The sequence below is a fragment of the Pleurocapsa sp. PCC 7327 genome, assembly GCF_000317025.1.
GTDB lineage: Bacteria > Cyanobacteriota > Cyanobacteriia > Cyanobacteriales > Microcystaceae > Hydrococcus.
Genome location: NC_019689.1, coordinates 3,139,248 through 3,163,423 on the forward strand (window position 1 = coordinate 3,139,248; position 24,176 = coordinate 3,163,423).

The 24,176-nt window shown below is 43.9% G+C and carries 16 protein-coding genes and 1 pseudogene; 12 read left to right on the forward strand and 5 right to left on the reverse strand.

Features of this window, described 5'->3' with window-relative positions:
• Window positions 1-157 precede the first annotated feature (157 nt).
• The 3 genes from atpD (at window position 158) to PLE7327_RS14095 (ending at window position 3,034) form a co-directional block, all read left to right on the forward strand.
• Complete coding sequence (gene atpD, locus PLE7327_RS14085; protein ID WP_015144479.1) at window positions 158-1,525, forward strand: F0F1 ATP synthase subunit beta; 1,368 nt, start codon at window positions 158-160, stop codon at window positions 1,523-1,525.
• A gap of 103 nt (window positions 1,526-1,628) precedes the next feature.
• A complete protein-coding gene (gene crtE / locus PLE7327_RS14090; protein ID WP_015144480.1) occupies window positions 1,629-2,558 on the forward strand; it encodes a geranylgeranyl diphosphate synthase CrtE in 930 nt (309 codons plus the stop codon).
• A gap of 20 nt (window positions 2,559-2,578) precedes the next feature.
• Window positions 2,579-3,034, forward strand: coding sequence for a divergent PAP2 family protein (locus PLE7327_RS14095; protein ID WP_015144481.1), 456 nt, complete (start codon window positions 2,579-2,581; stop codon window positions 3,032-3,034).
• Window positions 3,035-3,116: 82 nt separating this feature from the next.
• Here the strand turns inward: PLE7327_RS14095 and PLE7327_RS14100 are convergent, their stop codons facing one another.
• On the reverse strand, window positions 3,117-3,437 hold the full coding sequence (locus tag PLE7327_RS14100) for a hypothetical protein (RefSeq protein ID WP_015144482.1): 321 nt from the start codon (window positions 3,435-3,437) through the stop codon (window positions 3,117-3,119).
• A gap of 196 nt (window positions 3,438-3,633) precedes the next feature.
• The gene (locus PLE7327_RS14105) at window positions 3,634-4,194 is read right to left on the reverse strand and encodes a 5-formyltetrahydrofolate cyclo-ligase (protein WP_015144483.1); all 561 of its coding nucleotides are present in this window, start codon (window positions 4,192-4,194) and stop codon (window positions 3,634-3,636) included.
• Window positions 4,195-4,676: 482 nt separating this feature from the next.
• Between PLE7327_RS14105 and PLE7327_RS14110 the strand changes: the two genes are divergently transcribed.
• The 4 genes from PLE7327_RS14110 to PLE7327_RS14125 all read left to right on the forward strand — a co-directional run bounded on the left by PLE7327_RS14110 (window position 4,677) and on the right by PLE7327_RS14125 (window position 8,544).
• On the forward strand, window positions 4,677-5,042 hold the full coding sequence (locus PLE7327_RS14110) for a hypothetical protein (protein ID WP_041392158.1): 366 nt from the start codon (window positions 4,677-4,679) through the stop codon (window positions 5,040-5,042).
• A 74-nt stretch (window positions 5,043-5,116) separates the two neighbouring features.
• Complete coding sequence (locus PLE7327_RS14115; RefSeq protein ID WP_015144485.1) at window positions 5,117-5,788, forward strand: response regulator transcription factor; 672 nt, start codon at window positions 5,117-5,119, stop codon at window positions 5,786-5,788.
• A 24-nt stretch (window positions 5,789-5,812) separates the two neighbouring features.
• Window positions 5,813-7,711 carry a CHASE2 domain-containing protein gene (locus PLE7327_RS14120; RefSeq protein ID WP_015144486.1) on the forward strand — a complete coding sequence of 633 codons (1,899 nt, stop codon included), beginning with the start codon at window positions 5,813-5,815 and terminating at the stop codon, window positions 7,709-7,711.
• Window positions 7,712-7,758: 47 nt separating this feature from the next.
• Entirely contained in the window at window positions 7,759-8,544 is a 786-nt protein-coding gene (locus PLE7327_RS14125; RefSeq protein ID WP_015144487.1) for a DUF928 domain-containing protein, read from the forward strand.
• Here the strand turns inward: PLE7327_RS14125 and PLE7327_RS14130 are convergent, their stop codons facing one another.
• The gene (locus tag PLE7327_RS14130; protein WP_015144488.1) at window positions 8,545-11,193 is read right to left on the reverse strand and encodes a CHAT domain-containing protein; all 2,649 of its coding nucleotides are present in this window, start codon (window positions 11,191-11,193) and stop codon (window positions 8,545-8,547) included.
• Window positions 11,194-11,782: 589 nt separating this feature from the next.
• Window positions 11,783-11,998 carry a hypothetical protein gene (locus PLE7327_RS14140; protein WP_015144489.1) on the reverse strand — a complete coding sequence of 72 codons (216 nt, stop codon included), beginning with the start codon at window positions 11,996-11,998 and terminating at the stop codon, window positions 11,783-11,785.
• A gap of 300 nt (window positions 11,999-12,298) precedes the next feature.
• On the opposite strand from PLE7327_RS14140, the gene PLE7327_RS14145 reads away from it, so the two are divergent.
• The 3 genes and pseudogenes from PLE7327_RS14145 (at window position 12,299) to PLE7327_RS14155 (ending at window position 19,959) form a co-directional block, all read left to right on the forward strand.
• Window positions 12,299-16,348 (forward strand): filamentous hemagglutinin N-terminal domain-containing protein, encoded by a 4,050-nt coding sequence (locus tag PLE7327_RS14145; RefSeq protein ID WP_015144490.1) that lies wholly within the window; start codon window positions 12,299-12,301, stop codon window positions 16,346-16,348.
• A gap of 264 nt (window positions 16,349-16,612) precedes the next feature.
• Entirely contained in the window at window positions 16,613-18,064 is a 1,452-nt protein-coding gene (locus tag PLE7327_RS26260) for a S8 family peptidase (RefSeq protein WP_015144491.1), read from the forward strand.
• Window positions 18,065-18,282: 218 nt separating this feature from the next.
• Window positions 18,283-19,959: pseudogene (locus PLE7327_RS14155) on the forward strand (ShlB/FhaC/HecB family hemolysin secretion/activation protein).
• A gap of 145 nt (window positions 19,960-20,104) precedes the next feature.
• On the opposite strand, the gene hpsP reads toward PLE7327_RS14155, so the two are convergent.
• A complete protein-coding gene (hpsP, locus tag PLE7327_RS14160) occupies window positions 20,105-21,277 on the reverse strand; it encodes a hormogonium polysaccharide biosynthesis glycosyltransferase HpsP (protein WP_015144492.1) in 1,173 nt (390 codons plus the stop codon).
• A 41-nt stretch (window positions 21,278-21,318) separates the two neighbouring features.
• On the opposite strand from hpsP, the gene PLE7327_RS14165 reads away from it, so the two are divergent.
• Both PLE7327_RS14165 and glgA read left to right on the forward strand, forming a co-directional pair.
• Window positions 21,319-22,251, forward strand: a complete 933-nt coding sequence (locus PLE7327_RS14165; RefSeq protein WP_186005323.1) for a sulfotransferase — start codon at window positions 21,319-21,321, stop codon at window positions 22,249-22,251.
• A gap of 397 nt (window positions 22,252-22,648) precedes the next feature.
• Window positions 22,649-24,124, forward strand: coding sequence for a glycogen synthase GlgA (gene glgA, locus PLE7327_RS14170; protein ID WP_015144494.1), 1,476 nt, complete (start codon window positions 22,649-22,651; stop codon window positions 24,122-24,124).
• Window positions 24,125-24,176 lie beyond the last annotated feature (52 nt).

A 24,176-nucleotide genomic window follows, 5' to 3' on the forward strand; every position in this document is an offset into this window, starting at 1 on the left:
AATTTTTTGAGGTTGAATGATACTCAACTGAATAAACTCTTGTCCATGGTTTATCTTCAGACTATTGGCAACAATTTTTAAGTTAGTGTAATACTGAGATAATTTTCCTAGGCAAATACCTTTTTTGAAAATCATCCCATAAGACCCAGTAGATACGATGAACCAAGGTACTGTAGTTTCAGTACGAGGGAGCGTTATCGATGCCTATTTTCCCAAGCATATGCCAGAGCTTTGCCATCAGTTGGCGGCAGGAGAGAATGGCAGAGTGCAAATTGAAGTTGTCGCTCATCTCAACGCCGAGATGGTCAGGGGAATCGCCCTCACGCCAACGGCAGGATTAGCTCGCGGTTCGCCGGTAATCGATCGCGGACATTCCCTCAAAGTTCCGGTGGGAGAGCGGTTGCTCGGCAGAATGTTGAACGTATTTGGAGAGGCGATCGACGGCGGCGAACCTTTGCAGGGAGGGGAGTGGCGATCGCTGCACGCCAGACCCGTATCTCTCATGCAAAGAGCGACAACTTCAGAGATCCTCCGAACGGGGATCAAGGCGATCGACGTTCTCGCCCCCTTGGAGAGGGGCGGCAAAGCCGGGCTGTTGGGCGGGGCTGGCGTTGGCAAAACTGTGTTGATTACCGAGACGATCCACAACATAGCGCAGCAGCATCGGGGAGTCAGCCTCTTTTGCGGCATTGGCGAGCGATGTCGGGAAGCCCAAGAACTGTATCAGGAAATACAGGCAACCGGAGTCTTGCCCAATACGGTTTTGGTCTTCGGGCAGATGAACGAACCGCCAGGAGCGCGATTTCGGGTAGGTCACGCCGCCCTGACGATCGCGGAGTACTTCCGGGACGATGCCAGGCAAGATGTTTTGCTGCCGATCGATAATATCTTCCGATTTATCCAAGCTGGGGCAGGGGTTTCTGGACTGATGGGACAGTTGCCTTCTCGCGTGGGCTATCAACCTACTCTGGCTACAGAGTTAGCGGAACTCGAAGAGCGCATCTGCAATACGGGAATGGGAGCAATTACCTCGATCCAGGCAGTCTACGTCCCCGCCGACGATTTCACCGATCCCGCCGCTGTCCATACCTTTTCCCATCTCTCGGCGGCGATCGTGCTGTCTCGCAAACGGGCTAGCGAGGGCTTCTATCCCGCCGTAGATTTGCTCCAGTCGAGTTCAAAAATGTTGATGCCCCAAATCGTAGGCGAGCGGCACTACTGCATTGCTCGGGCGGTGCGACAAACTTTAGCCAACTACGAGGAACTCAAGGATATTATTGCCATGCTGGGGCTGGAAGAACTTTCCCAGAGCGATTGCCAGATCGTCTATCGAGCGAGGCGGCTGGAGAGGTTTTTAACCCAACCGTTCTTTTCTACCGAGCAATTCACCGGACTGCCAGGTAAATTTGTGGAACTCGAAGCAGCATTGGCAGGGTGCGATCGCATTCTCAATGACGAGTTTTCTGACTATCGAGAGAAATCCCTCTACATGATTGGCACGATTGACGAGGCGAAAAAGCCTTAATACTATTTTAAATTTAGTTCAAGAAATTAGCTCGACTAAATGTATCTGAAAGTGTCACATCGGGTAATAATTAAAAAAGTTGGTAGGTTCAAGGCAATTAAACATGGTCACGACAGATGAAATAGTAGCAGAGGAGAAACAATCGTCAAATTTCGATCTGGCTTCCTACCTAGAGGAAAAAAAACAGTTGGTAGAAGCTGCTTTAGAGCGATCGCTCTCCATCGGTAAGCCAGAAAAAATTTACGAGGCGATGCGTTATTCGCTATTGGCAGGGGGAAAGCGCTTGCGCCCAATTCTTTGCCTTGCAACCTGCGAACTGACTGGCGGAACAACAGAAATGGCGATGCCGACCGCCTGCGCCCTAGAAATGATTCATACCATGTCATTGATTCACGACGACCTCCCAGCCATGGACAATGACGATTACAGGCGGGGCAAGCTAACCAACCACAAAGTTTTTGGCGAAGATATTGCGATTTTAGCAGGCGACGGTTTGTTAGCTTACGCCTTTGAATACGTAGCCGCTCAGACTCAAAACGTTCCCCCTCAGAGAATCCTAGATGTCATTGCCCGTCTGGGTCGTACCGTAGGCGCAGCCGGATTGGTGGGCGGTCAAGTGCTAGATTTAGAATCGGAAGGCAAATCCGACATTTCCGTTGATACTCTGACGTTTATTCACACCCACAAAACCGGAGCTTTGTTAGAAACGTCAGTAGTTTCGGGAGCTATGCTAGCGGGTGCATCAGATGACGAGATCCAACGGTTGTCTAAGTACGCGCAAGATATCGGTTTAGCCTTTCAGATCGTAGACGATATTTTAGATATTACGGCTACGCAAGAAGAATTGGGGAAAACGGCAGGAAAAGATTTACAGGCTCAAAAAGCTACCTATCCGAGTCTATGGGGACTAGAGGAATCGAGAAAACAAGCCCAGCAGCTAGTGGATGCGGCTATTGCTGAGTTAGCTTCTTATGGAGAGGGAGCAGAACCCTTAAGAGCGATCGCCAGTTATATCGTGACCCGCAAACACTAAACCGCCTAAAACCATTTATCATGTACGATTTTGAAACGATTTTGAGCAATCGGGTATTAATAGTTTCGCTTCTGGCTTGTTTTATCGCTCAGGGACTGAAATTTTTTATTGAATTAATCAGAAATGGGAAGGTTAACCTACGATATTTGGTGACGACGGGGGGAATGCCGAGTGCTCATTCTGCCCTAGTCGGGTCGCTAGCAACTGGCGTGGGATTGACAGCGGGGTGGTCGTCGCCCGAATTCGCGATCGCTTGTCTGTTTGCAGTAATTGTTATGTACGATGCGGCAGGCGTTCGTCAGGCGGCGGGCAAACAGGCGCGAATTCTCAATCAAATTCTTGATGAATTTTTTCACGACAGACACCAATTAAATGAGGAACGGCTCAAAGAATTATTGGGACATACCCCCTTTCAAGTCTTTGTCGGATTAGCGTTGGGAATCGGGATTTCTCTGATTGCTTTTCCCGCTTGGTGATCGATCGGTTTCGACTCGACATAAGCCAAGCTATTAAAGCGGTTCATTATGCTGTAGCATAACGCACCACTTTTATTTTCATTTAAATCTCTTCAACTTCCAGTTGAGCGACAGTAATAGCCGCAAAGGCAAAAGCAAAGACAATCGGCATGGGACACCGCAGAATATAGCTAAGCGCAGCAGCAACGAGTGCTAACGCCGTAGCAGAAATTATCCACACTTTTTCTTCAGGACACAATCCTTTTTCCGCTTTAATTGCTCTTAGAGTTTTAGTAGGAATTGGTTCTGGAATTACTGCACCCGGAGGAAACGCCCAATAAAAGTTGCGACGTTCCATAAACAAGTCCGTCCAGCCATTATTGTCGCACCATTCCTGAATCCAACCATCGCAGTAGTGTTTCATAATTCCTTAAGACAATCTTTGAAAATGTACGAATTTTTGTAACAGAAATAAATAACAACTAGAAGTTGGACTTTTATAATAGCAAGGCTAGCCAAGAGAGAGTTTTAATTCAATAAAACTTAATACTAAAAATTGAGAATTTTTAACTAAATGTGCTTACAAGCTTAAGCAAAAATACCCAAATACTTTGCAAAAGTTAGTAAATAAAAGTACTTGTTTCGGTGCAGACAGCTTGCAATCTTTTATCCCAAGGTTCGACAGGAAGTTGAGGTAAATGTGCAAAATCAAAGATAACTCCCACCGTAGGAATCTTCGACCACTGAGGAGAAGCGAGCAAGCGATCGTAAAACCCTCCTCCGTAACCTAAACGATAGCCCTGGTAGTCACAAGCGACAGCAGGAACGAGAATGAGATCGACTTGTGAAGGGTGTAGGGACGGCGCATTGGGGAAGGGTTCATCAATGCCGTAAATTCCGGATTGTAAGGGATCGCCGGGACGCCAGCGATGCCAAACTAAAGACTTTTCAACGCAGCGCGAAAATCCCCAGCGACGGTTAGCAGTAAATAAGGGACTGAGATCCGGTTCTTGACGAAAACTGAAATAGGCAAGAACGGTTTTTGCTTCGATAAATAGCGATAGTGTTTGCAACTTCTCGCAGAGGCGATCGCTTTTTTCTCGCCAAATGTCTTGAGGCAGCGATCGCCTTTTTTTTAACAGTTCTTGACGTAATTGAATTTTATGTTGCTGCTGTTTCATTGACAAACAAATGATGCGAAATGATGCAAGTTATAAATTATAAAATTTGTCACAAAAAATTGACCCAATAGGATCGCTATTGGTAAGTTCCAGAGAGGATTTTTACTCTTTGACTCTATGGCTCTGAACGCTATTTCTAGGCTAGCGTCAGTCATTTCTGCTACTACTATCCTAACTTTTTTGGTTATAGGAGAAGCAATGGCACAAACGTTTAGTCCTGCTCCTCTAAGTACAAGACTAAACTTGAGAAGGCAATTCTAACACAAAGTTATTTACTTTGCTGATAGTTAGTTATTGCTGGCGATCGCGCCTTGGCAATCTACCTAAAAGCGATTAGTTGTAGTGACTGATTTAACTTCTGGAACTAGCAAAAGCCCTCTTCCAAAATGGGAATAAAGAACGTGTAGTTTTCTGCAATAGATATTTCTTGTTCGGGTAATAAAGCTTTCTCTTATCACCATTTGACTCGACAGAGAAAACTAATGAATTCCCGGATAATTTCTCTTAGGTTATTAATTAAAAGCACAGCTAATTTTTTTGAAATAGAGAAGAGATTCATCATGATTCGCCACTTTTTCCTAGCCGCTACTATTGCTTTGGAAAGCACTTTAGCTTTGATTTTTACGACATCTGCCCAAACGACAGAGCCTTATCTCAACGAACTATTGCACCAAACCAATGAATTTATACAAGATAGCGATCGATCTCTCAATGAGCTTGTTTTACATGAAGGATTACCTATAGAGATAGGGAAAATGGTAACAAATATAATCAAAAAAAGGAAATATAATGCCATCACATGGACGCGGTTCAACGGCAAGCCGAGCAAATCTGTCACAACTGAGTAAAATGAAAGCTTGAATTATGGCAACTGAATAATAATTTATTGGTATGGCGATCGCAAAAGTATGAGGAAGTTGAGATGAGTCACGATTCTCTTAGCGCACAAAAGCATAAAATTCTCGTTATTGACGACCACGAATTAATTTTGGATGGAACCCTTAATGTATTAAAGCAACAGTATCCAGAAGCAGAAATTCTAACGGCTCAAACCGCACGAGAAGCCATAGAGCAGGTAGAAAACTTTCAACCCGATTTAGTAGTCATGGATCTGTCCATTCCAGAAACCCTTGGGATGACCGCTCAAACCAATACAGGCATTCAACTCCTACAAAAGTTGATGAAGCAATATCCAACCCTCAATCTCACGGTGCAAAGCAGTTATGTCAATGCCTTAGTAAGATTGAAACACGAGATCGATGCCCATCAAGGAGGCTTTACCATTGCCGATAAAAGTATTTCCGAACATGAAATGTTAATGAGGGTTAACTGGGCACTGCAAAGAATCACCCATACCAAAGATTTAAAAAAAATCGGCATAGAAATCAAACCCGAATGGCTAGAGGTTCTCAAGCTAGCTTTTGAAGAAGGATTGCAAGATAGAGCCATTGCCAAACGAATGAATGTGTCCGAACGAATGGTGCGTCACTACTGGACTAAAGTTCAAGACGTTCTGGAGGTTTATCCTGAAGACGATAAAAATCTTCGAGTGCTGACCCTAAAACGAGCCAGAGAGAAAGGATTGCTAGATTAAAAGATTAAGTTGGAGATAGAGCTAGTGCTGCAACCTTTATGGAAGCAATTTGAACAAGAGATTTTCATCTGGCTTAGAGGAGCTATTCCAGGAATCACAGTTCTTGGACTGGTAATTATCGCTCGTCTGATGGGTTGGCTGCAATCTTTGGAATGGACGACGCTAGATCTTTTTCTGCGTCTGCGTCCTTCTGAAGCGATGGACGAACGAATTATTCTTGTTGGAATTAATGACGAAGATATTCACCGCGTAGGAACCTACCCCATAAGCGATCGAGAGATAGCTATTCTCATTAGAACCTTGCAGAAATACAAGCCCAGAGTAATTGGTTTGGATAATGTTAGAGATATACCTGTAGAGCCAGGACACGATGAGTTAGTTCGAGTCTTTAGGGAAAGTAAAAATCTCATCGGCATTGAAAAAGTTTTACTGCCTCCAATTAAGCCACCAAAAGAATTACCGTCCGAACGAGTTGGGTTTTCCGATGCGATTCCCGACTCTGACGGACAATATCGGCGCACGCTTTTAGGAATGCCAACGCCGCAAGGATACAAGTTTTCTCTATCTTTGCGTTTGGCAGAAACTTATTTAGCTCGCGACGGTGTTAGTTTAGAAAATGGCATTCGCGATCTTCAAGCCATGCGCTTCGGGACAACTGAAATTCCTCGCTTTTTCTCTGATACCGGAGGATATGTAGGGACGGATGCAAGGGGAGTGCAAATTCTACTTAATTATCGCAATGGCAAAGAAAACTTTCGCATTTTATCGCTAAACGATATAAAAACAGGACAATTTAATCCCCAATGGATAAGAGATCGCATTGTTCTGATTGGTATTACCGCTCCTAGTGCTCCTGACTTGGTTAATACTGCTGCAACTCGTGACGCAAAAATACACGGACAAATCTATGGAGTCGAATTTCAAGCTCATGCTCTCAGTCAGATTGTCAGTGCGGTGAAAGATGGAAGACCTTTGTTAAAAACTTGGTCGGATGCGTGGGAGTATGTGTGGATAGCAGGATGGGGAATTCTGGCGATTTATATTGGTCGTCTAACGCAATCGGCACTACAAAATTTAGTGGCTATTGGGATTATTAGCCTTTTTTTGATAGGAATTGGTTATGTAAGTTTAATTTTGGGTTGGTGGCTTGCGATCGCGCCTGTTTTACTAATCTTAGCTATCAACGGTGTCGGACTCAGTGCCTTTGCTTTTTATCAACACGATCGCGCTTTGCGATTACAGATTCGGCAACGCCAAGATGCAATTGACGAAGCTTTTACCGATATTCATAATGGTCCCCTCCAACAACTCGCTTATCTCTCTCGCTCTATTCAAAGCAAAGATTTACCCCAGGAGCAATTACTTGGCGAAGTACAAAAGCTTAACAGTGAAATTCGAGAAATTTTTGAGCATTTAAAACAAGAAGCTTTAAGTCCCGAAAAAAGTATTCGTTTAGAGAGCGGTTTAAAACTCGATCTAGAGCGTCCGATTCACGAACTTTTTTATGAAGTTACTAGAAGTACTCAAAAACGAGATTTTCCTTGCTTTAGAACACTTAAAATTTCTATTACCGACTTCAATCCCATCGAATGCAATCGCCTAACTATCGAGCGAAAGCGCCAACTTTGCCGCTTTTTGGAAGAAGCATTATGTAATGTCGGAAAACACGCTCAAGGCGTTACCCGAATTAAGGTGACCGGGATACAAAAAGATGATTGGTATATCTTAAGCATTCAAGATAATGGAGTTGGAATCGTATCGGAGAAGGAAAACCAAGGAACCAAAGATGCTCAAAAACTAGCTCAAGAATTAGGAGGAAAATTTCAACGTCAATCGATTTCTCCCCAAGGGGTTTTATGCAAACTAACTTTCCAAGTCAGTAAGTCAAAAGTCAAAAGGGAAAAGGGAAAAGACAAAACTTAAAAACTTATACAACTAAACTAATTTTTATTATTAATGGAGTTAGCTCAATGAGTGAATTGACCAAACTAATAGCCAAACCCCTCAAATTTTTCCTCAAAAGAATTAACTATTCTCAGGCAGTAATTTTATTTACCCTGAGTTTATTATTAACAATAATTGCGCCAGCCGCGATTGCAGGTTACACGCCCCCTCCCAATCGGGAACCTCCGAGTGACTATTCCAAATCTACTGGAATCCGAGGTTGTCCGTCCATCACCATTCTTGCGCCAAAAACCCACGTTGGGCAAACAATTTCTACTCATCCTACTTTTGCTTGGTTTATCTCCGATGCTGCCGGGCAAGATGCTAGATACTCTTCCACTGTGAAGCTGAAAATCGCCGAGTTTACTGCTGACGGTCAACTCAAACAATTAGCCAATCCGATTGAATTACAAATTGTTCCAGGAATTATGAAATTACCTCTTGAGCAACTAACGCTAAAGGTGGGTCAAAAATATCTTTGGCAAGTTTCGGTTCGCTGTCCCGATGGAAGTGTCGTACAAAGAGCCGAATTGAGGGTGATAGAAATGCCCTCATCCCTAAAACAAAATCTGGCAACAACAGAAGATAGTGCCCAAAAAGCCGACTTATATGCTCAAGCAGGTGCCTGGTATGACGCGATCGCTTTTGCTCTCGAAGTGGCTCAAAATGGGAAATTAGGGCAGGTAGGTTCTAATCTCGTTCTATCTCTCGTACGGGTAGAAGAGTCTCAATTTAGCGAAAATTCGACTCAATTAGAAGAAATTCGGCAACAAGTAGCGCGATTAAAACAGATTGCCCAAAGCGATCGTTAGTTACCTCCAATCTCCAATTAAAATAAACGGTGCCCAAAAAGCCGGACTGCTATATTGGTCGGTGATTTCCTCGCTTTCTTGTGTCTTAATCAGTTTTAATTGAGCGGTTCGCAAGGCTTCGGCTTTACTGACTCCTGAGTTAACCAAGCTCCGATAAAACTCCGTCACTAACGCTAGCGTTGCGTCGTCGGACACTGACCACAAGGAGGCTAAAGCGCTTCTAACACCTGTTTGCACGGCAACACCTGCTAAACCAAGGGCTGCCCGTTCGTCTCCCGTCGCGGTTTGGCAAGCAGTCAGAGCAAGTAGTTCTACAGACTTAGCGCCTTCCTTGAGTTGACGAAGGGCAATTTCTAGTTCGTTAATGGTGATTTTGTTATTATTTCCCGTTACTAAAAATGTATCTTCTGGAATGAAGCCAAATTGAGCGTGGGTAGCGACATGAACGATTTGATAAGTAGATTGGTTGAGTTCTTTTTCTAAATTCTCGCGATTGAATTGTTCGTCGAGGAGTAATTTGTTATCGGGAAATTGAGTTTGAATTTCTTTAATTTCTCTGGGAACATTTGCTAAAGCATCGAAGGATTGCTCGTCAACTTTAGCCGCTTTTGTCACTCCTAAAATTAAGGCGCGATTGTTTTGAGAGTTTGACGATCGAGCTGCGATTAAACCCAGGCTTGGAGTAGTGGCAATCGCATACTTTTCTACTAAAAATTGTTTGCCATCGTAAAGAGCAGACATGGGAATTGTGCGGAAAATTCCATCTTGAACAAAAATTAGTGTTTCGATCTTGGCTGAGTTGAGTGCGGTTTCAAAAGGTTCGATCGCCCAGTTATAGAGTTTCTGAGCTTGAGTTGTATCGTAACTAAATTCTTCGATTCCAAATACTAAGCTATCGCGAAACTCTTTAATGGCTATTTCAAGCGTTTTCCGGTCAACCTTTTTCCCATTTTCTTCCACCCAATGAATTTCCTTTTTGCCATTCGGTAAACTCAGTAAAACTGCGGCACTATCTTCTAAAATAATTGAATTAAAAACAGCAGTATCTTGAGAAATCAGCGTTTGAATTGATTCAGTTTGAGGAATCGCTAAATTACAATCATTGCCAAAGTAATTTTGGAGTTCTGCTAATCTAAGAGAATCAATCGTTTCTAGTGCAAGCGTTAATTCTCGCTCTTTTTGTTCGGGAGGGAGAGATAATGTGGAAGTTAATCTTAATTGCGTTAGCTGACGGTAAATGGGTTCGATCGCGTCTCGAAAGTCAAATTGTACATCGCGATCGGCTACTAAAATATCACTGCGAATTTTTTCTAAAATAGCAAAGGCTCTTTGATAAGCTGCGATCGCATCCGCTTGTTTTCCCTGTGCGTTAAAAATTCTTCCCGTCTGCCATTCCCATAAATAGGTGCTATCTTTATTGCTAGTATTTTGGTCGGCGGCTAAGAGTGCCTCTTGAGTGAGTTTTAAGGCTGATTCGTATTCAGAGCGACATTCGTAAAAATGTCCTAGAGCGCCTAATGCAAAAGATTCGGAACGCGGATCTTGAATGGTGCGAGCAACATTCAAAGCTTTATTGAGCAAGCTTTCGGCTTGTGCGTCGGGCAGTTGTCGTCGAATGGGACATTGGGCTAAGGGTGCGGTAATCTGTGCGGGATCGGCAGCTAGATTGGCTAAAACCATTGCTGCATTCGCTTTTTCGGGAGAATCCGTTAATCGCTCCAGTAAAACTAGCGCTTGTTCGATGTCATTTTGCTTGCTTGAATTGAAGCGAGAATCAAGCTGAATTAAATTGAGCAACGATCGCATTTGTGCGGCATTGTCTCCTTTGGCGATCGCATTTTGCCGACTCGACTGGAAATATTGCCAGGCTTTTTGGTAATCTTTGCTTGCTTGTTGCTCGAATTCCTCGGCTTTTGTCTGAAATTCTTGTCCTTGCGCCGATGCAGATTTCGCGCGACTATCCCAAGACTGCGCTCTAGCGACATAGGCATTGCCCAAACTATTGAGAACTGAGAAGGTATAGATAGAAGGGTCGATTTGAGAGGCACTTTCTAGCTTTGAGATCGCGCGATCGTACTCTCCACTGCGGCGATAAGCTTCTCCGAGACTGCCTAATGCGGCGACTTGTCCGAGCGAATCTTTTTGTTGACGGGCAATTTGTAAGGCAGTTCCCTCAAGGCATTTGTCGCTCTCCCAATCCGAACCGCATAAAAGCGCGATCGCTCGTCTATTTTGTCCTAACTGAATATATGCCTGAGCTTGTTCGACAAGCATTCGTCCGACTTGCTTGAAATCTCCTAACTGGCGATAGTTGTCAACAACTTGCTCCCAATATGCGATCGCTTTATCAATTTGACCGATTTGCCCGTAAGCTCGTGCCAGATTTTCTCGAACGATTGCTGTATTGATGCGATCGTTGTTGGTTTGATAGTTGCTTAAAGCAGTTTCCCACTGCGCGATCGCACCTTGATAGTCTTGCGTTCGATACAGTTCAACGCCTTGTTGTACTAGCTGTTCGGGATTGATCGATTGAGAGGCGGCTAGTTTTCCTAGCAATAAACAAAAGATTAAGCTAGCTAAAAAAAGCGCGATGGATAAGTAGATAGATGATTTGCGAGTGATATGCGCCAAATGAGCCAAGATTCTCACCAGATTTTCCCTAATCGGTTGAACTTCCCTTATTTTGCCTGAAATTTTCGGCGATCGCGATCGGATTATATAATAAACTTGATTTTTTCTATTAGCCTGACGAGAATTCGCTCCTGTTGCGCTGCGATCGCCAATACTTCTGGAGCTTTAACACCTTGCAACCTAGCAGCGAAGGCGGTTTAGAAATCAATTCTAGGCTCTCTTCTTCAAACACCTCACCCTGATTGACTGACAAATCTTTGTCCCCTCATCCCTAAATCCCTTCTCCTACAAGGGATGAAGGGACTTCAGGCCAAAGTCTTAAAAAGTCTTAAGTTGAAAGCTCTTCTCCCTCTCTGGGAGAGGGGTTGGGGTGAGGGCGATCTGAGTTTTGTCAGTCAACCAGCACCTCACCTGTTACGATTGCTTGATTCAAATCAGCATCAGCTTGGTAGCGAACAGTCACAATTCTACCTGCTGTCTTGCTGCCTTATTTGTGTAAAAGATAAAAATACTCGAAATCGATCGAATTAAAAAAAGCACTCATAAATACTATGAGTGCTTCGATATCGGATTACTAGAAAACTTATAAATCTAGGATTAGCCTAAATCACCAACGATAGTAATTCAAAGCTGCTCCATACATCCAACTACCATCTAAACCTACAGATTTAAGAAAGTCACCTGTAGATCTAAACAAACTAGCCGTAGGATCTGCAATATTCCAATAATCAATGTAACCACTATTAACATTACTAACATCTTCATCAGTCACTTCAGTCCAGAAAGATAAGTCTTCGCAAAAAGATAAGTCTTCAATTTTCATGATTAATTCCTAAGTTTTCAGTCATTGGAATTTAGAGAAAGATTGATATTAAATTAATCAATTACTCTATAGTGACAACAATAAAAGAAGAGAAAATTAAAAACATTAGCTTTTTCTGGGATGTTATTTGCCGAGCTTGACAATCGAGATTGCACAAAAGTGTAAAGTCGCTAAATGCTGAAAACTTCTTAAGGAAACAGTGATTTGATTGAGAATCGCACTATGATTGGCGATTCCTAACAAAGACTTGACTCGAACGCTCAAAAACTTGCAAAATTCAGGAAAAGTCTGGAAAACGATATGAAGAGAAATTTGGGTACCGTAGCTTTTACCTGGTTAGGTAGTCTGGCAGTTAGTGGCATATTAACCTTTAACTGCGATCGCGCGATCGCTCAAATCATCCCAGATAATACTTTGGGAAATGAAAGTTCTGTCGTTAATCCAATCGACCAACAAAACGAACGCATAGATGGCGGCGCAACTCGCGGAGAAAATCTCTTTCACAGCTTTCAAGAATTTAACGTCGGCGAAGGGAAAGGCGTTTATTTTGCCAACCCAGGGGGAATTACCAACATCCTCTCTCGCGTCACTGGAGGCAATCCTTCCCACATTCTCGGTAGATTAGGAGTATTAGGAGGAGCGAATTTATTTTTGCTCAATACCAATGGAATATTATTCGGTTCTAATGCCAGTTTAGATATTTCCGGCTCATTTGTTGCTACTACGGCAGATGGTATCCAACTTGGAGAAAATGGATTTTTTAGTGCCACTGAACCGCAAAAGAGTCGTTTACTCTCTGTCAGTCCTGGAGTAGCATTTTTCGAGCAAGCTGCTAATACGCCTGGGGTAATTGTTAATCGAGGAAATTTAGCAGTAGGTAAAGATTTGACTCTCTCGGCAGGAAATTTAGATTTACAAGGTCAATTGTTAGCTGGGGGGAATTTAACGCTGAAAGCATTGGATGCAGTAAAGATACGCGATAGTGCCCTCAATCCATTTGTTGCCGCAGCGAAAGGAGATTTAATCGTTCAAGGAAATCAAAAGGTTGATATCTTTGCCTTGAATCATCCGGCGAGTGGTTTGTTTTCTGGCAGAGATTTGGTGTTGCGGAGTGCCAATACAGTAGGCGGCGATGCACATTTTTGGAGTGGGGGGAATTTTCGCATTGAGCAGTTAGATGGAAATTTAGGGGATTTGTATAGTCCTCATGACCCCGTGATTCGCTCTCTTGGCGATGTCAGTTTTAATATTTACAGAGGCGCTTCCTTGCATATCTTAGCAGGAGGTTCGGTAAATATTGGTACTGTCATTATTACTGGAGCGGATGCAGGTACAGAAGGGGTTGATTTTCTTCAGGAAACGGTTCAGTTATCTAATGGCACCGAAATATCGATTAATGGTGGCATTCAACCGACTGTAGATATTCGCGCGGGGATAAAACCAGAAAAGATTGGTAGCGCTGGTATTATAGGGTTTAACTCCTTCACAGACTTTTTTATTAATAACTTCTTCTTACCTGAAACACCAACTCTTACTACTTCTCCAACAAGTGCAGATATCACTATTGGTAGCGTTACCATGACTGCTCCCGATGGGTTAATTTTTATCACTAATCAGTATCAACCTAATAACGCGTTGGTAGGTGGAACGATTAAGCCTGGAAATCTAGCTACAGGGGATTTTCAGGGACAATTTTCTGGCAATAGTGGCTCAATTGTAGTTGACTCAAGAAAGAATATTACGCTCACTAACAGTTTTATTGACTCTTCTTCTAATTCTAGTGATGCTGGTAGTATTACCCTGATTGCCAATAAAGCGATTTCTCTTACTGATGGTGCCCTTATAGGTAATATCACGTCAGGACAAGGTAATGCTGGAGATATTAATATTCAAGCTGAAACACTCTCTTTAAATAATGGAGCATCTATAGCAACTGGGACTGGAGAAACAAGTGAAGGAAATGGAGGGAATTTGACTATCAATGCTTCCGAATCGGTACAACTGGTTGGTGGTACTGGCGATGGTCAAAATTCGAGCAGCTTACTCACCAGCAGTTTGGGACAAGGAAACGGAGGAGATGTAACGATTAATACTCGACAATTGCTAGTAAAAGATGGAGCATTTATATCAACTAGCACTGGAGAAACAAGTGAAGGAAATGGAGGGAATTTGACTATCAATGCGTCTGAGTCGGTACAACTGAGTGGTACTGGTATTACTAACTTTGGTCAACAGTCAAGTTTTTTGACTGCTGGCACTAGAGGAAAAGGAAATGCTGGAGATATAACCCTTGCTACTAGACAACTGTTGTTAAAAGACGGAGCATCCATATCAACTACCACATTAAGGGATGGGAATGCTGGAAATTTGATCGTTAATGCGTCTGAGTCGGTACAACTGAGTGGTACTGGTATTACTAACTTTGGTCAACAGTCAAGTTTTTTGACTGCTGGCACTGGAGGAAAAGGAAATGCTGGAGATATAACCCTTGCTACTAGACAACTGTTGTTAAAAGACGGGGCATCTATATCAACCACCACATTAGGCGAAGGACAGGGAGGAGATCTGAATGTCAATGCCTCCGAATCGGTTCAAGTCATTGGAATTAGCCCTTTTATAGTACGTCTTGACAATGGTGAAGAAGTTCAACTCATTAGTTCCTTGACCACCGGAACTCTAGGAAAAGAACGAGCGGGAGATTTGTCTATTACTACAGAGCAGTTACTGGTCAAAGACGGAGCATTTATATCTACTAGCACTGGAGGGGAAGGGAATGCAGGTAAGTTAACAGTCAATGCTTCTGAATCGGTACAACTGATCGGCGCTGGTACCACTATCAATGGTCAATCACCGAGTAAGTTGAACACTAAAACTGTTGGAAAAGGGAAGGCAGGAGAGTTGACCATAAATACTGGTCAGTTGCTCGTTCAAGATGGGGCAGGCATTGTTGCTGATACTATTAGCGAAGGAGAGGGAGGAAATTTGACAGTTAATGCCTCCGACTCAGTGCAATTAATTGGAACTTCTCGTGATGGTGAGACTTCCAGTAACTTAAGCACTGCTGCTGGGAAAACAGGAAACGCAGGGAATATAAACCTAACTACTAGACAATTGCTACTTCAAGATGGAGGAGTCATTTCAACCTCTACTTTAGGAGAAGGGAGTGCAGGCAATTTAATGATTAATGCTTCTGACTCTGTGCAACTAATTGGGACTTCAGCTAATGGTACGCTTAGTGGTTTGTTGATAACTATCACTTTAGGAAAAGGAAATGCAGGAGATTTAAACCTCACTACCGCTCAATTATTTCTTCAAAATGGAGCTGAAATCACGACAGAAACCCAAGGGGAAGGAAACGCGGGAAATTTGACAGTGAATGCTTCCGAATTAGTTAAACTAAGCGGTTTCAGAGCTAGAGATGGAAAGCCTACTCTTTTAACCACTGAAACCCAAGGTTCGGGAAATGCAGGTATCTTAAATGTTACTACCGAACAATTGCTAATTGAAGATGGAGCCAGTATCTCAGCTGCTACCACATCTAGCTCTACAGGAAAAGGCGGAAATGTTAACCTTCAAACTAGCTCTCTAACTCTAATTAATAACGCTCAAATTAGTGCCCTTTCCCAAGGACAAAATAATGCAGGCACGATTACGATTAATGCTAAAGATGCGATCGCGCTAACCAATAGCGACATTACCACATCAAGCGATCGCGCTTCAGGTGGTGCGATTAATCTTACCGCTCAAGATATTGGCCTTCGCGGAGACAGCGATATCCGAACTAACGTTGCTAGCGGTACGGGTGGCGGCGGCGATATCACTTTGAGTGCTAATTCGATTTTGGCTTACGACGATAGCGATATTCTTGCCTTTGCTCGCGATGGCAGGGGAGGCAACATTACTCTCGCTACTCCGGTTTTCTTCGGTTCTCGCTTCCAAAGCGCACCCGAAGGCACTGACCCAAATACGCTAGATGGTAACGATCGCGTCGATATCAATGCTAGTGGTGCCGTTGCTGGAGCCATTAACTTACCCGATCTCACCTTTCTTCAAAATAGCATTACAGAATTACCAGAAAATGTCATCGATCCTGAAAGTTTAATTGCCAATAGTTGCGTAGTGCCAAACCGAAAGCAAGCAGGGACTTTCATCTTTACGGGTTCGGGTGGCTTACCCGTCCGTCCCGGAGATGCTTCGATTTCGTCCTATCCAACGGGAGAAGTGCGGACTGTTCCCAACAATGAATCAGGGAAAGATTCTTGGCAAATTGGCGATCCCATTGTCGAAGCGCAAGGCGTGTATCGACTTCCCAACGGACGTTACCTTATGAGTCGCCAGTGTTCTAGATAGCATCTACAACCACAAAAAAACAATAGCGATCGCGGCGAGGTTCAGAAAATGAGCCTCTTTTTTTTATTGCAATTCACCTTACAGTTTTCGGCAATCCTTTTTTCAAAAATCTGAAATTAAAATTACCTTCTTCAGGCCTCATTTTGACAAAAAAACTAATGAATTGGCTTATCTAAGTTTTTATTATCAAAATCAAATCCTAAAAAACTTTGATGAGTGAAAAGTCAAGTTTTCTAGTAATTTTTACAAAGGAGAAAAGTCAAAATGGTCTATAGTAGCAGTAATGGTTATGGATTCGTCAATGCTGCTGCCGCCGTAGCCGCCGCGATCGGTCAAGCCCCCTTTCCTAACGTTGAAGATCCATATTATCCCGACGGCAGCGTCTACGGTGAGGATTGGGGCATTAATATGGTTAACGCCCCGGAAGCATGGTTGCAAGGATATACGGGTCAGGGAGTTACAGTAGCCGTTCTTGATACTGGGGTCGATCTTAACCATCCCGACCTAGCAAGCAACATCTGGACAAATATCGATGAAATTGCCGATAACGGCTTCGATGACGACGGGAATGGTTACGTCGATGACGTTTACGGCTGGAACTTTTTTTATGGTAGTAACAACACATGGGACGCAAACGGACACGGGACTCACGTCGCAGGAACGATCGCGGCTGTGGATAATGAGTACGGCACGACTGGGGTTGCTCCCAATGCCAAAATTATGCCTATTCAAGTTCTTCCTGATACTAACGGCGAACAAGAAAGATATTCAGACACGTTAACCCAAGGCATTTATTATGCTGTCAATAATGGAGCGAGGGTGCTGAACCTCAGTCTGGGCTCGCGTAATCGCTTTAGTGCTAATGAACAAGCTGCCATTGAATATGCGAGTCAACAAGGATGCATTGTCGTGATGGCGGCTGGTAACGGTGATGAATATGGTAATCCTTACCCCACGCCAATATTTCCTGCCTATTTGGCTAGCAATTGGGGTGTGGCTGTTGGGGCAGTCGATAGTTCGTACTACCAATACTACGATCGCGCGGGAGACAACCCGCTCGTCTATGTCACTGCACCAGGAGTCGGTATTTATTCTACCGCTCCTGATGAATACGTTTTCGGGGGCTACCAGTACCTAGACGGCACGTCAATGGCAACGCCTCACGTAGCAGGTGTCGTCGCTCTCATGCTCTCTGCTAATCCCAATTTAACCGATGCCGATGTACGCAATATTCTTGCTACGACTTCATCGAATTCATTGCTTTCATCTTTGTCGTCACTCGACACCCCTATCTATGGATTTGAGAACACAAGCCAATCAGGAACCCATGTTTATGTTGGTTCAGAGGAACGCCAGAGTATCTTACAAAACTGCCCCAACTTTGATGAAGATGGTTTTGCTTTTCCTGTTGGTGTCGCTCCCGGCGATGACTTAGTACCTTTGTATCGTTCCCAAAACGCTAGCGTACCGCAAACCTATCCCTACGTTGGTGAAGCAGAACGTCAAAATATCTTGCAAAACAATCCGAATTTTGTCGAAGAAGATCTTGCTTTTTACGCTTACGGGGCAGGCTCTAACCTGGGTGCGCCAATCGATCGTTTCCAAAATCCCCTTGTACCAGGCACGTATTTTTATGCCAACGAAGCGGAACGCCAGTCTCTTCTCGCTAACCCTAGCCATGTCGAAGCAGATCTTGCTTTTGAAGTTGGAATTTAGTTTTTGCGATCGCACCGCACCTATCTTGCGTCATCTCCCTGTACTGTAACATCCTCCTGCGCTAAATCAAAGCTTATAGCGCAGGCTTCCCAATCTCGCGATCGGGCATTCCTAGTTATTTCTATAAAAACAGCTTTTATAAGCTTTTTTTTGATTAAGATTAATTTGAATTAAATCGGATATTTACTGGATATATCTAGAAATTTTCTCTAGCCTTGATGTGGTTTACTATTTTAAATTTTTTTAGTCTTGTTATCTTACTCAGTATTCCTTTAAAGGCGATCGCTCAATTGCCTCCACCCGTTCCCGAAACCTTTCCTCAACGTCTGCCAACTGAACCTCCTTCCTCACCACCAAAACCTAATCTGCAAACCCCTTCTCCTTCCCAGGCTTCTGAGTGTATTTCTCCCGCCACTGATGACGATCGCTTTTTAGTTAAAAAAGTGGAGATACTTAGCAGTACAGTTTTACAAGAAGAAATTGCCGCTTTAATTAAACCTTTTGAAAATACTCAAGTAACGTTTGAAGAATTACTTTGTCTGCGCTCTAAAATTACCGAACTCTATGTTGACAACGGCTACATTAACTCTGGGGCTTTTTTGCCCAGCAATCAAGACCTCAACAGCGGGATCGTCCAAATTCAAGTCGTTGAAGGCAAGCTAGAGAAGATTGAAGTTAATGGACTGAATCGCCTACAAGAAGGATACGTGCGATCGCGTCTCGAACGAGGCACAGATCGACCCTTAAACCAACAACGCTTAGAAGAAACCCTACAACTCCTACAATTAGACCCGCTATTAGAACAAGTCAATGCCGAATTAACAGCGGGTAGCACGCCAGGACAAAGTATTTTAATTGTTAACCTTAAAGAAGCTCCAGCTTTTCACGGCAGCATTGCTATAGATAATTATCGCGCTCCTAGTATTGGTTCTATACAAGGTAGTCTATTAGTCTCTCATGATAATTTATTGGGGTTTGGCGATCGCCTCAGTGCTGAATACGGGTTAACCGATGATGAAGGACTCAGTATTTTAGATATCAGATATTCCATCCCCGTCAATGCCCTCGACGGAACTATTGACTTGCGTTTTGAGAATAGCGACAGCAATATTGTCGAAGAAGAATTTGATGAGTTTGATATTAGTAGCGAGACGCAGACGATTTCTTTTGGTTTTCGCCAACCAATTGTAAAAACGCCAGATAATGAATTAGCTTTGGGCATAGCTTTAGATCTGCGTCGCAGTCAAACCTTTTTACTCGACCGACCGTTTTCGTTTTCAATTGGTGCCGAACAAGGAGAATCAAATGTGACGGCAATTCGATTTTTCCAAGAATGGGTAGATCGCAGTCCCACTAATGTAATAGCTGCCCGCTCTCAGTTTAGTATTGGAATTGATGCGTTTGGGGCAACGATTAACGATTCGGGTACGGATGGAAGCTTTTTTAGCTAGCAGGGACAGTTTCAATGGGTACAGCAATTGTCGCCAAGAATTTTGTTGCTGACGCGATTTGATGCTCAACTGACCCCAGATTCTTTATTATCGCCAGAACGATTCAGTCTCGGTGGTGTGGATACGGTAAGGGGGTACGTTCAAAATCAATTGGTAGCAGATAATGGCATTCTCGGTTCGATAGAACTCCGCATTCCCCTTACTGCCGACCCTAATTTGCTACAGTTGACTCCTTTTGTTGATGTCGGGACGGGTTGGAACGAGCGAGCGCCTGACCCCGATCCATCTACCCTTGTTGGTATAGGACTAGGTTTGCGCTTGTTGCTCGATAATAGCTTAAGTTTGCGCCTCGACTACGGAATTCCTTTAATTTCTATCGATAACAAAGGCGATTCATTACAAGACGATGGATTCTACTTTTCCTTGCGCTACCAGCCTTTTTAACCTAAGTAACCTGAGTTTGGGTTAAGCAGATTGAGGTAAAAGCCAGTTAAGACGAAGGCTAGGCTTTTTAGGTTGGTGGCAATAATAAGAAGACATTCTTTAAATATCCTTATTCGTCCGGCTAAATCCCAAAATAGCGATCGCGCTAGCTGATAATAGACTGATAGACTGCAATGGTTTGTTTGGCGATCGCACTCCAGCTATAGCGCTCTATGACTAATTTACGAGCGTTGGAACCTCGAAGTTTTCTTTCCTCAACCGATTCTAAAGCCGACCTCAGCGTTTCGGTCAAAGATTCAACCTCAGTCGAACAGATCCATCCCGCACCAGCATCCCGCACGTCTTGCCAAATATAAACGCGATCCGAAATCACCACTGGCACTCCCGCCGCCATCGCCTCAGCCACTGCCAGACCAAAATTTTCATAGTAAGAAGGCAAAACGAAAATATCCGCATCTTGTAAGAGTGCTAACTTAAAATCTCCTGCAACAAAACCTGTAACTGTGCTACAGCTTGACAGTTCGGAAGCTCGTACGCTTTCTCGGATCTGTTTCTCGTAATCTGGATCCTGAGGATTCGACCCCGCCAGTACAAAATAAAACGGCAATCCTTCTTTTAAAAGCGCTTCCAAAGCTGGAACGAGCAAATCTAAGCCTTTTTTAGGATCGATGCGAGACATGAACAACAGTAGGGGGAGATCGTCAGGAATGCCAAATTGCTGCCGTGCTTGTCCCAAAGAAGGCAAATTTTCGGGCAGGCTTACTCCTAAAGGAATGACTAAATCTTTTGTTTGAATGCCAAAGCGTTCGGAGATTTTACATTCTTCTTGAGTAGTAAAATGAATTCCAGCTGCCCCCGCGATATTGGGTCTTTCCAAGAGCAATCCATAGAGTTGCTTCAATTGCTTTTTTTTGCGTAAATCTAACGGGTCGAGCGTTCCCAGCGGGCGTAAAATATAGGGCAGATTTTGCGATCGCGCGATCGTTGCTGCTGCCGTGCAGACGGGAGAAAATAGGGCATGAATGTGCACTAAATCGTAATCGCGCGCGTCCTTAGCTAACCAGCGCAATAAACCGAGGGAAAACTTATAGCGACGGAAAGGAGAACAGGGAAAATAAATGATTTGATAGCCGTCTTGAGGGATAGGTTTGCCAATCGGGACATCGAGGGAAGGTTGACCCGCGTCTCCATTCGCGTTCGTCGTGAGAATGGTAACGTCGATTCCTTCAGCCGCTAGTGCCGCCGAGAGTCCTTGCACCATTTGACTAGGACCGCCATAGACAAGAGAAATAGACGGGATAATTTGGAGAATTTTCATATAATTGCGGTTGGGCGATCGAGTATAAAAAGTTGATGGATATGGATAACAATAAGATAAAGGTTCTCTATATTTCAGGATGGGGACGCAGTGGCAGCACTATATTAGCCAGAATCTTAGGGCAAATTGACGGTTTTTTCCATGGTGGCGAATTGCGAACGATTTGGGTAGATGGACTAAAACCGAATGGCTTGTGTGGGTGCGGTGTTTTAGTGCGAGAATGTTCGGTTTGGAAGGCAATTTGCGATCGCGCTTTTGGGGGGATCGATAAAATCGACCCTCCAGAAATCACTCGCTTGCAGCGCAGCAGCGAACCTCGCACCCAAGAAGCTTTACTAGCTAGATTTCTTCCCAATGTTCGCTCAAAATTAAAGTCGCGTTTAGAAAACTATCACGCTATTTTAGATAAACTTTATCGCGCCATTCATGAAGTAACTGGTAGTCGAGTTATCGTTGACGATTCCAACCATCCCGGCTATGCTTATACGCTGTCAATGATGCCAGGAATCGATCTCTACATCGTTCATTTAATTCGAGACCCTCGCGCCACTGCCTATTCTTGGTCGCAGCGCCAGAAAAAAGGATTGGGAACTTACACAATTCGCGATAACTCTCTCGGTTGGAATATCCGAAATCTCGTGACTGAATCGCTTTCTAGAACGGTTTCGGGAAAATATTTGAGACTTTTTTATGAAGATTTTGCCGCTAAACCTAAGCTAGCAATTCAACAAATCCTAAATCTGCTAGAAGAGCAACCTTCGCAACTGCCATTCGTATCGGAAAATGAGGTTCGACTGGGTATTAGTCACAGCGTATTCGGCAATCCCAATCGAACCGACAACGGAACTGTCACGATAAAGCTAGATGATGAGTGGAAGAAAAAGTTAGATAAATCGGATCGAACAACCGTGACAACTCTAACCTTTCCTTTGCTGCTCAAGTACGGATATTTTGGGGTTATGGGGGATAGGTAATTAGCCGAGATTTTCCACAATTAAATAGGTAATATCATTTTTCAAAAGTAATGGCAGAGGTAGTGCGAGCATCTTGCTCGCTCTTCGGGGTATGTCCTACGGGCTTTTCGGGGTATGTCCTACGGACTGAGAGCCTCCGGATCCGCTACACTTTCCGCACTACGTGTATTTAATTGTGCCTACCTACTTATCAATCGCGATCGCAAGTTCGTCTAATTTTTTGTTGCCAGTAGAGGCATAGCAATGCTACGATTCCACGAACTCAATGCGTTACAAGCATTTTTGAATTTGACCGTATCTTTTACTGCTTGCATTAACATCTATCATTGGGTATAGAAAAATATATACTTTTGTAAAGATATAAAGATTAATTTTTAATGAAGCGAGGAAAAAAGAAGTGTATATCGTACATATAGCCTCTGAGTGCGCCCCGGTCATCAAAGCTGGAGGTTTAGGAGACGTTGTTTACGGACTCAGCAGGGAATTAGAAATTCGGGGTCACTGTGTCGAGATTATTCTCCCCATGTACGATTGCATGAGGTACGACCAGATTTGGGGACTCCACGAAGCCTACCGGGATCTGTGGGTGCCTTGGTATGGGGGCGCTATTCACTGTACCGTATTCTGTGGCTGGGTACACGGACGGCTCTGTTTCTTTATTCAACCTCACTCTGGGGATAATTTCTTCAACCGAGGTCACTACTATGGTGCTTTGGACGATCATATGCGCTTTGCCTTCTTTAGCAAAGCTGCTCTAGAGTTTCTGTTAGTCAGCAACAAGCGTCCCGATATCATCCATTGCCATGACTGGCAAACGGGTTTAGTCCCAGTCATGCTCTTCGAGATCTATAAATGGCATGGGATGTGGAACCAACGAGTTTGCTATACCATCCATAATTTCAAGCACCAAGGTATCGCAGGTGCAGACGTTCTTTGGGCAACGGGGCTGAACAACGAACCCTATTATTTTAGTTACGATCGCTTGCGGGATAACTTTAACGATACCGCAATTAACTTCATGAAAGGCGGCATCGTCTACTCCAATTTTGTCAACACCGTTTCGCCCCACCACGCCTGGGAAGCCCGCTACAGCGAGGTTGGCTGCGGTCTGGATCATACCTTAGAAATCCACCATCATAAATTCGGCGGCATTCTCAACGGCATCGATTATAACATCTGGAATCCGGAACTAGACAACTATATTCCCTACCACTACAGCATAGATAACTTCGAGGAAAAAGCCAAGAACAAAAAAGCCCTCCGAGAAAGGCTGTTGTTGCGCGATGCCAATAAGCCGTTAGTTTGTTACATCGGTCGGCTCGACGATCAAAAAGGCGTTCATCTCGTCCATCATTCAATCTACTACTCGCTCAACAGAGGAGCGCAGTTTGTCCTCTTGGGTTCGCCTACAGAATCGGCAATTGGCTCTTGGTTCTGGCACGAAAAATGCCACCTTAACGACAACCCAGACTGTCATTTAGAACTCGGTTTTAACGAAGAACTCGCCCACTTAATCTATGCGGGGGCAGATATTATCGTCGTCCCTAGCAACTACGAACCCTGCGGACTGACGCAGATGATTGGCTTGAGGTACGGCACCGTACCGATTGTCCGGGGAGTTGGCGGTTTGCTGAATACGGTGTTTGATTATGACTATGATGAATTGCACTTGCCAGAGGAACGCAACGGTTATGTATTCTTCCAACCGGACAATCATGCTCTGGAGTCGGCTTTGGGACGGGCACTTGAGCTATGGTATACCTCTCCCAAAGAATTCCGCCAACTTGCCATGCAGGGAATGGAGTATGACTACTCCTGGAATCATCCCGGCGAGAAATATTTAGGGGTTTACGAGCATATCCGACATAAGTGATGGCCTGCTATTGTTGATAAGGGCGCATGGCAATGCGTCCTTATCTGCCCAA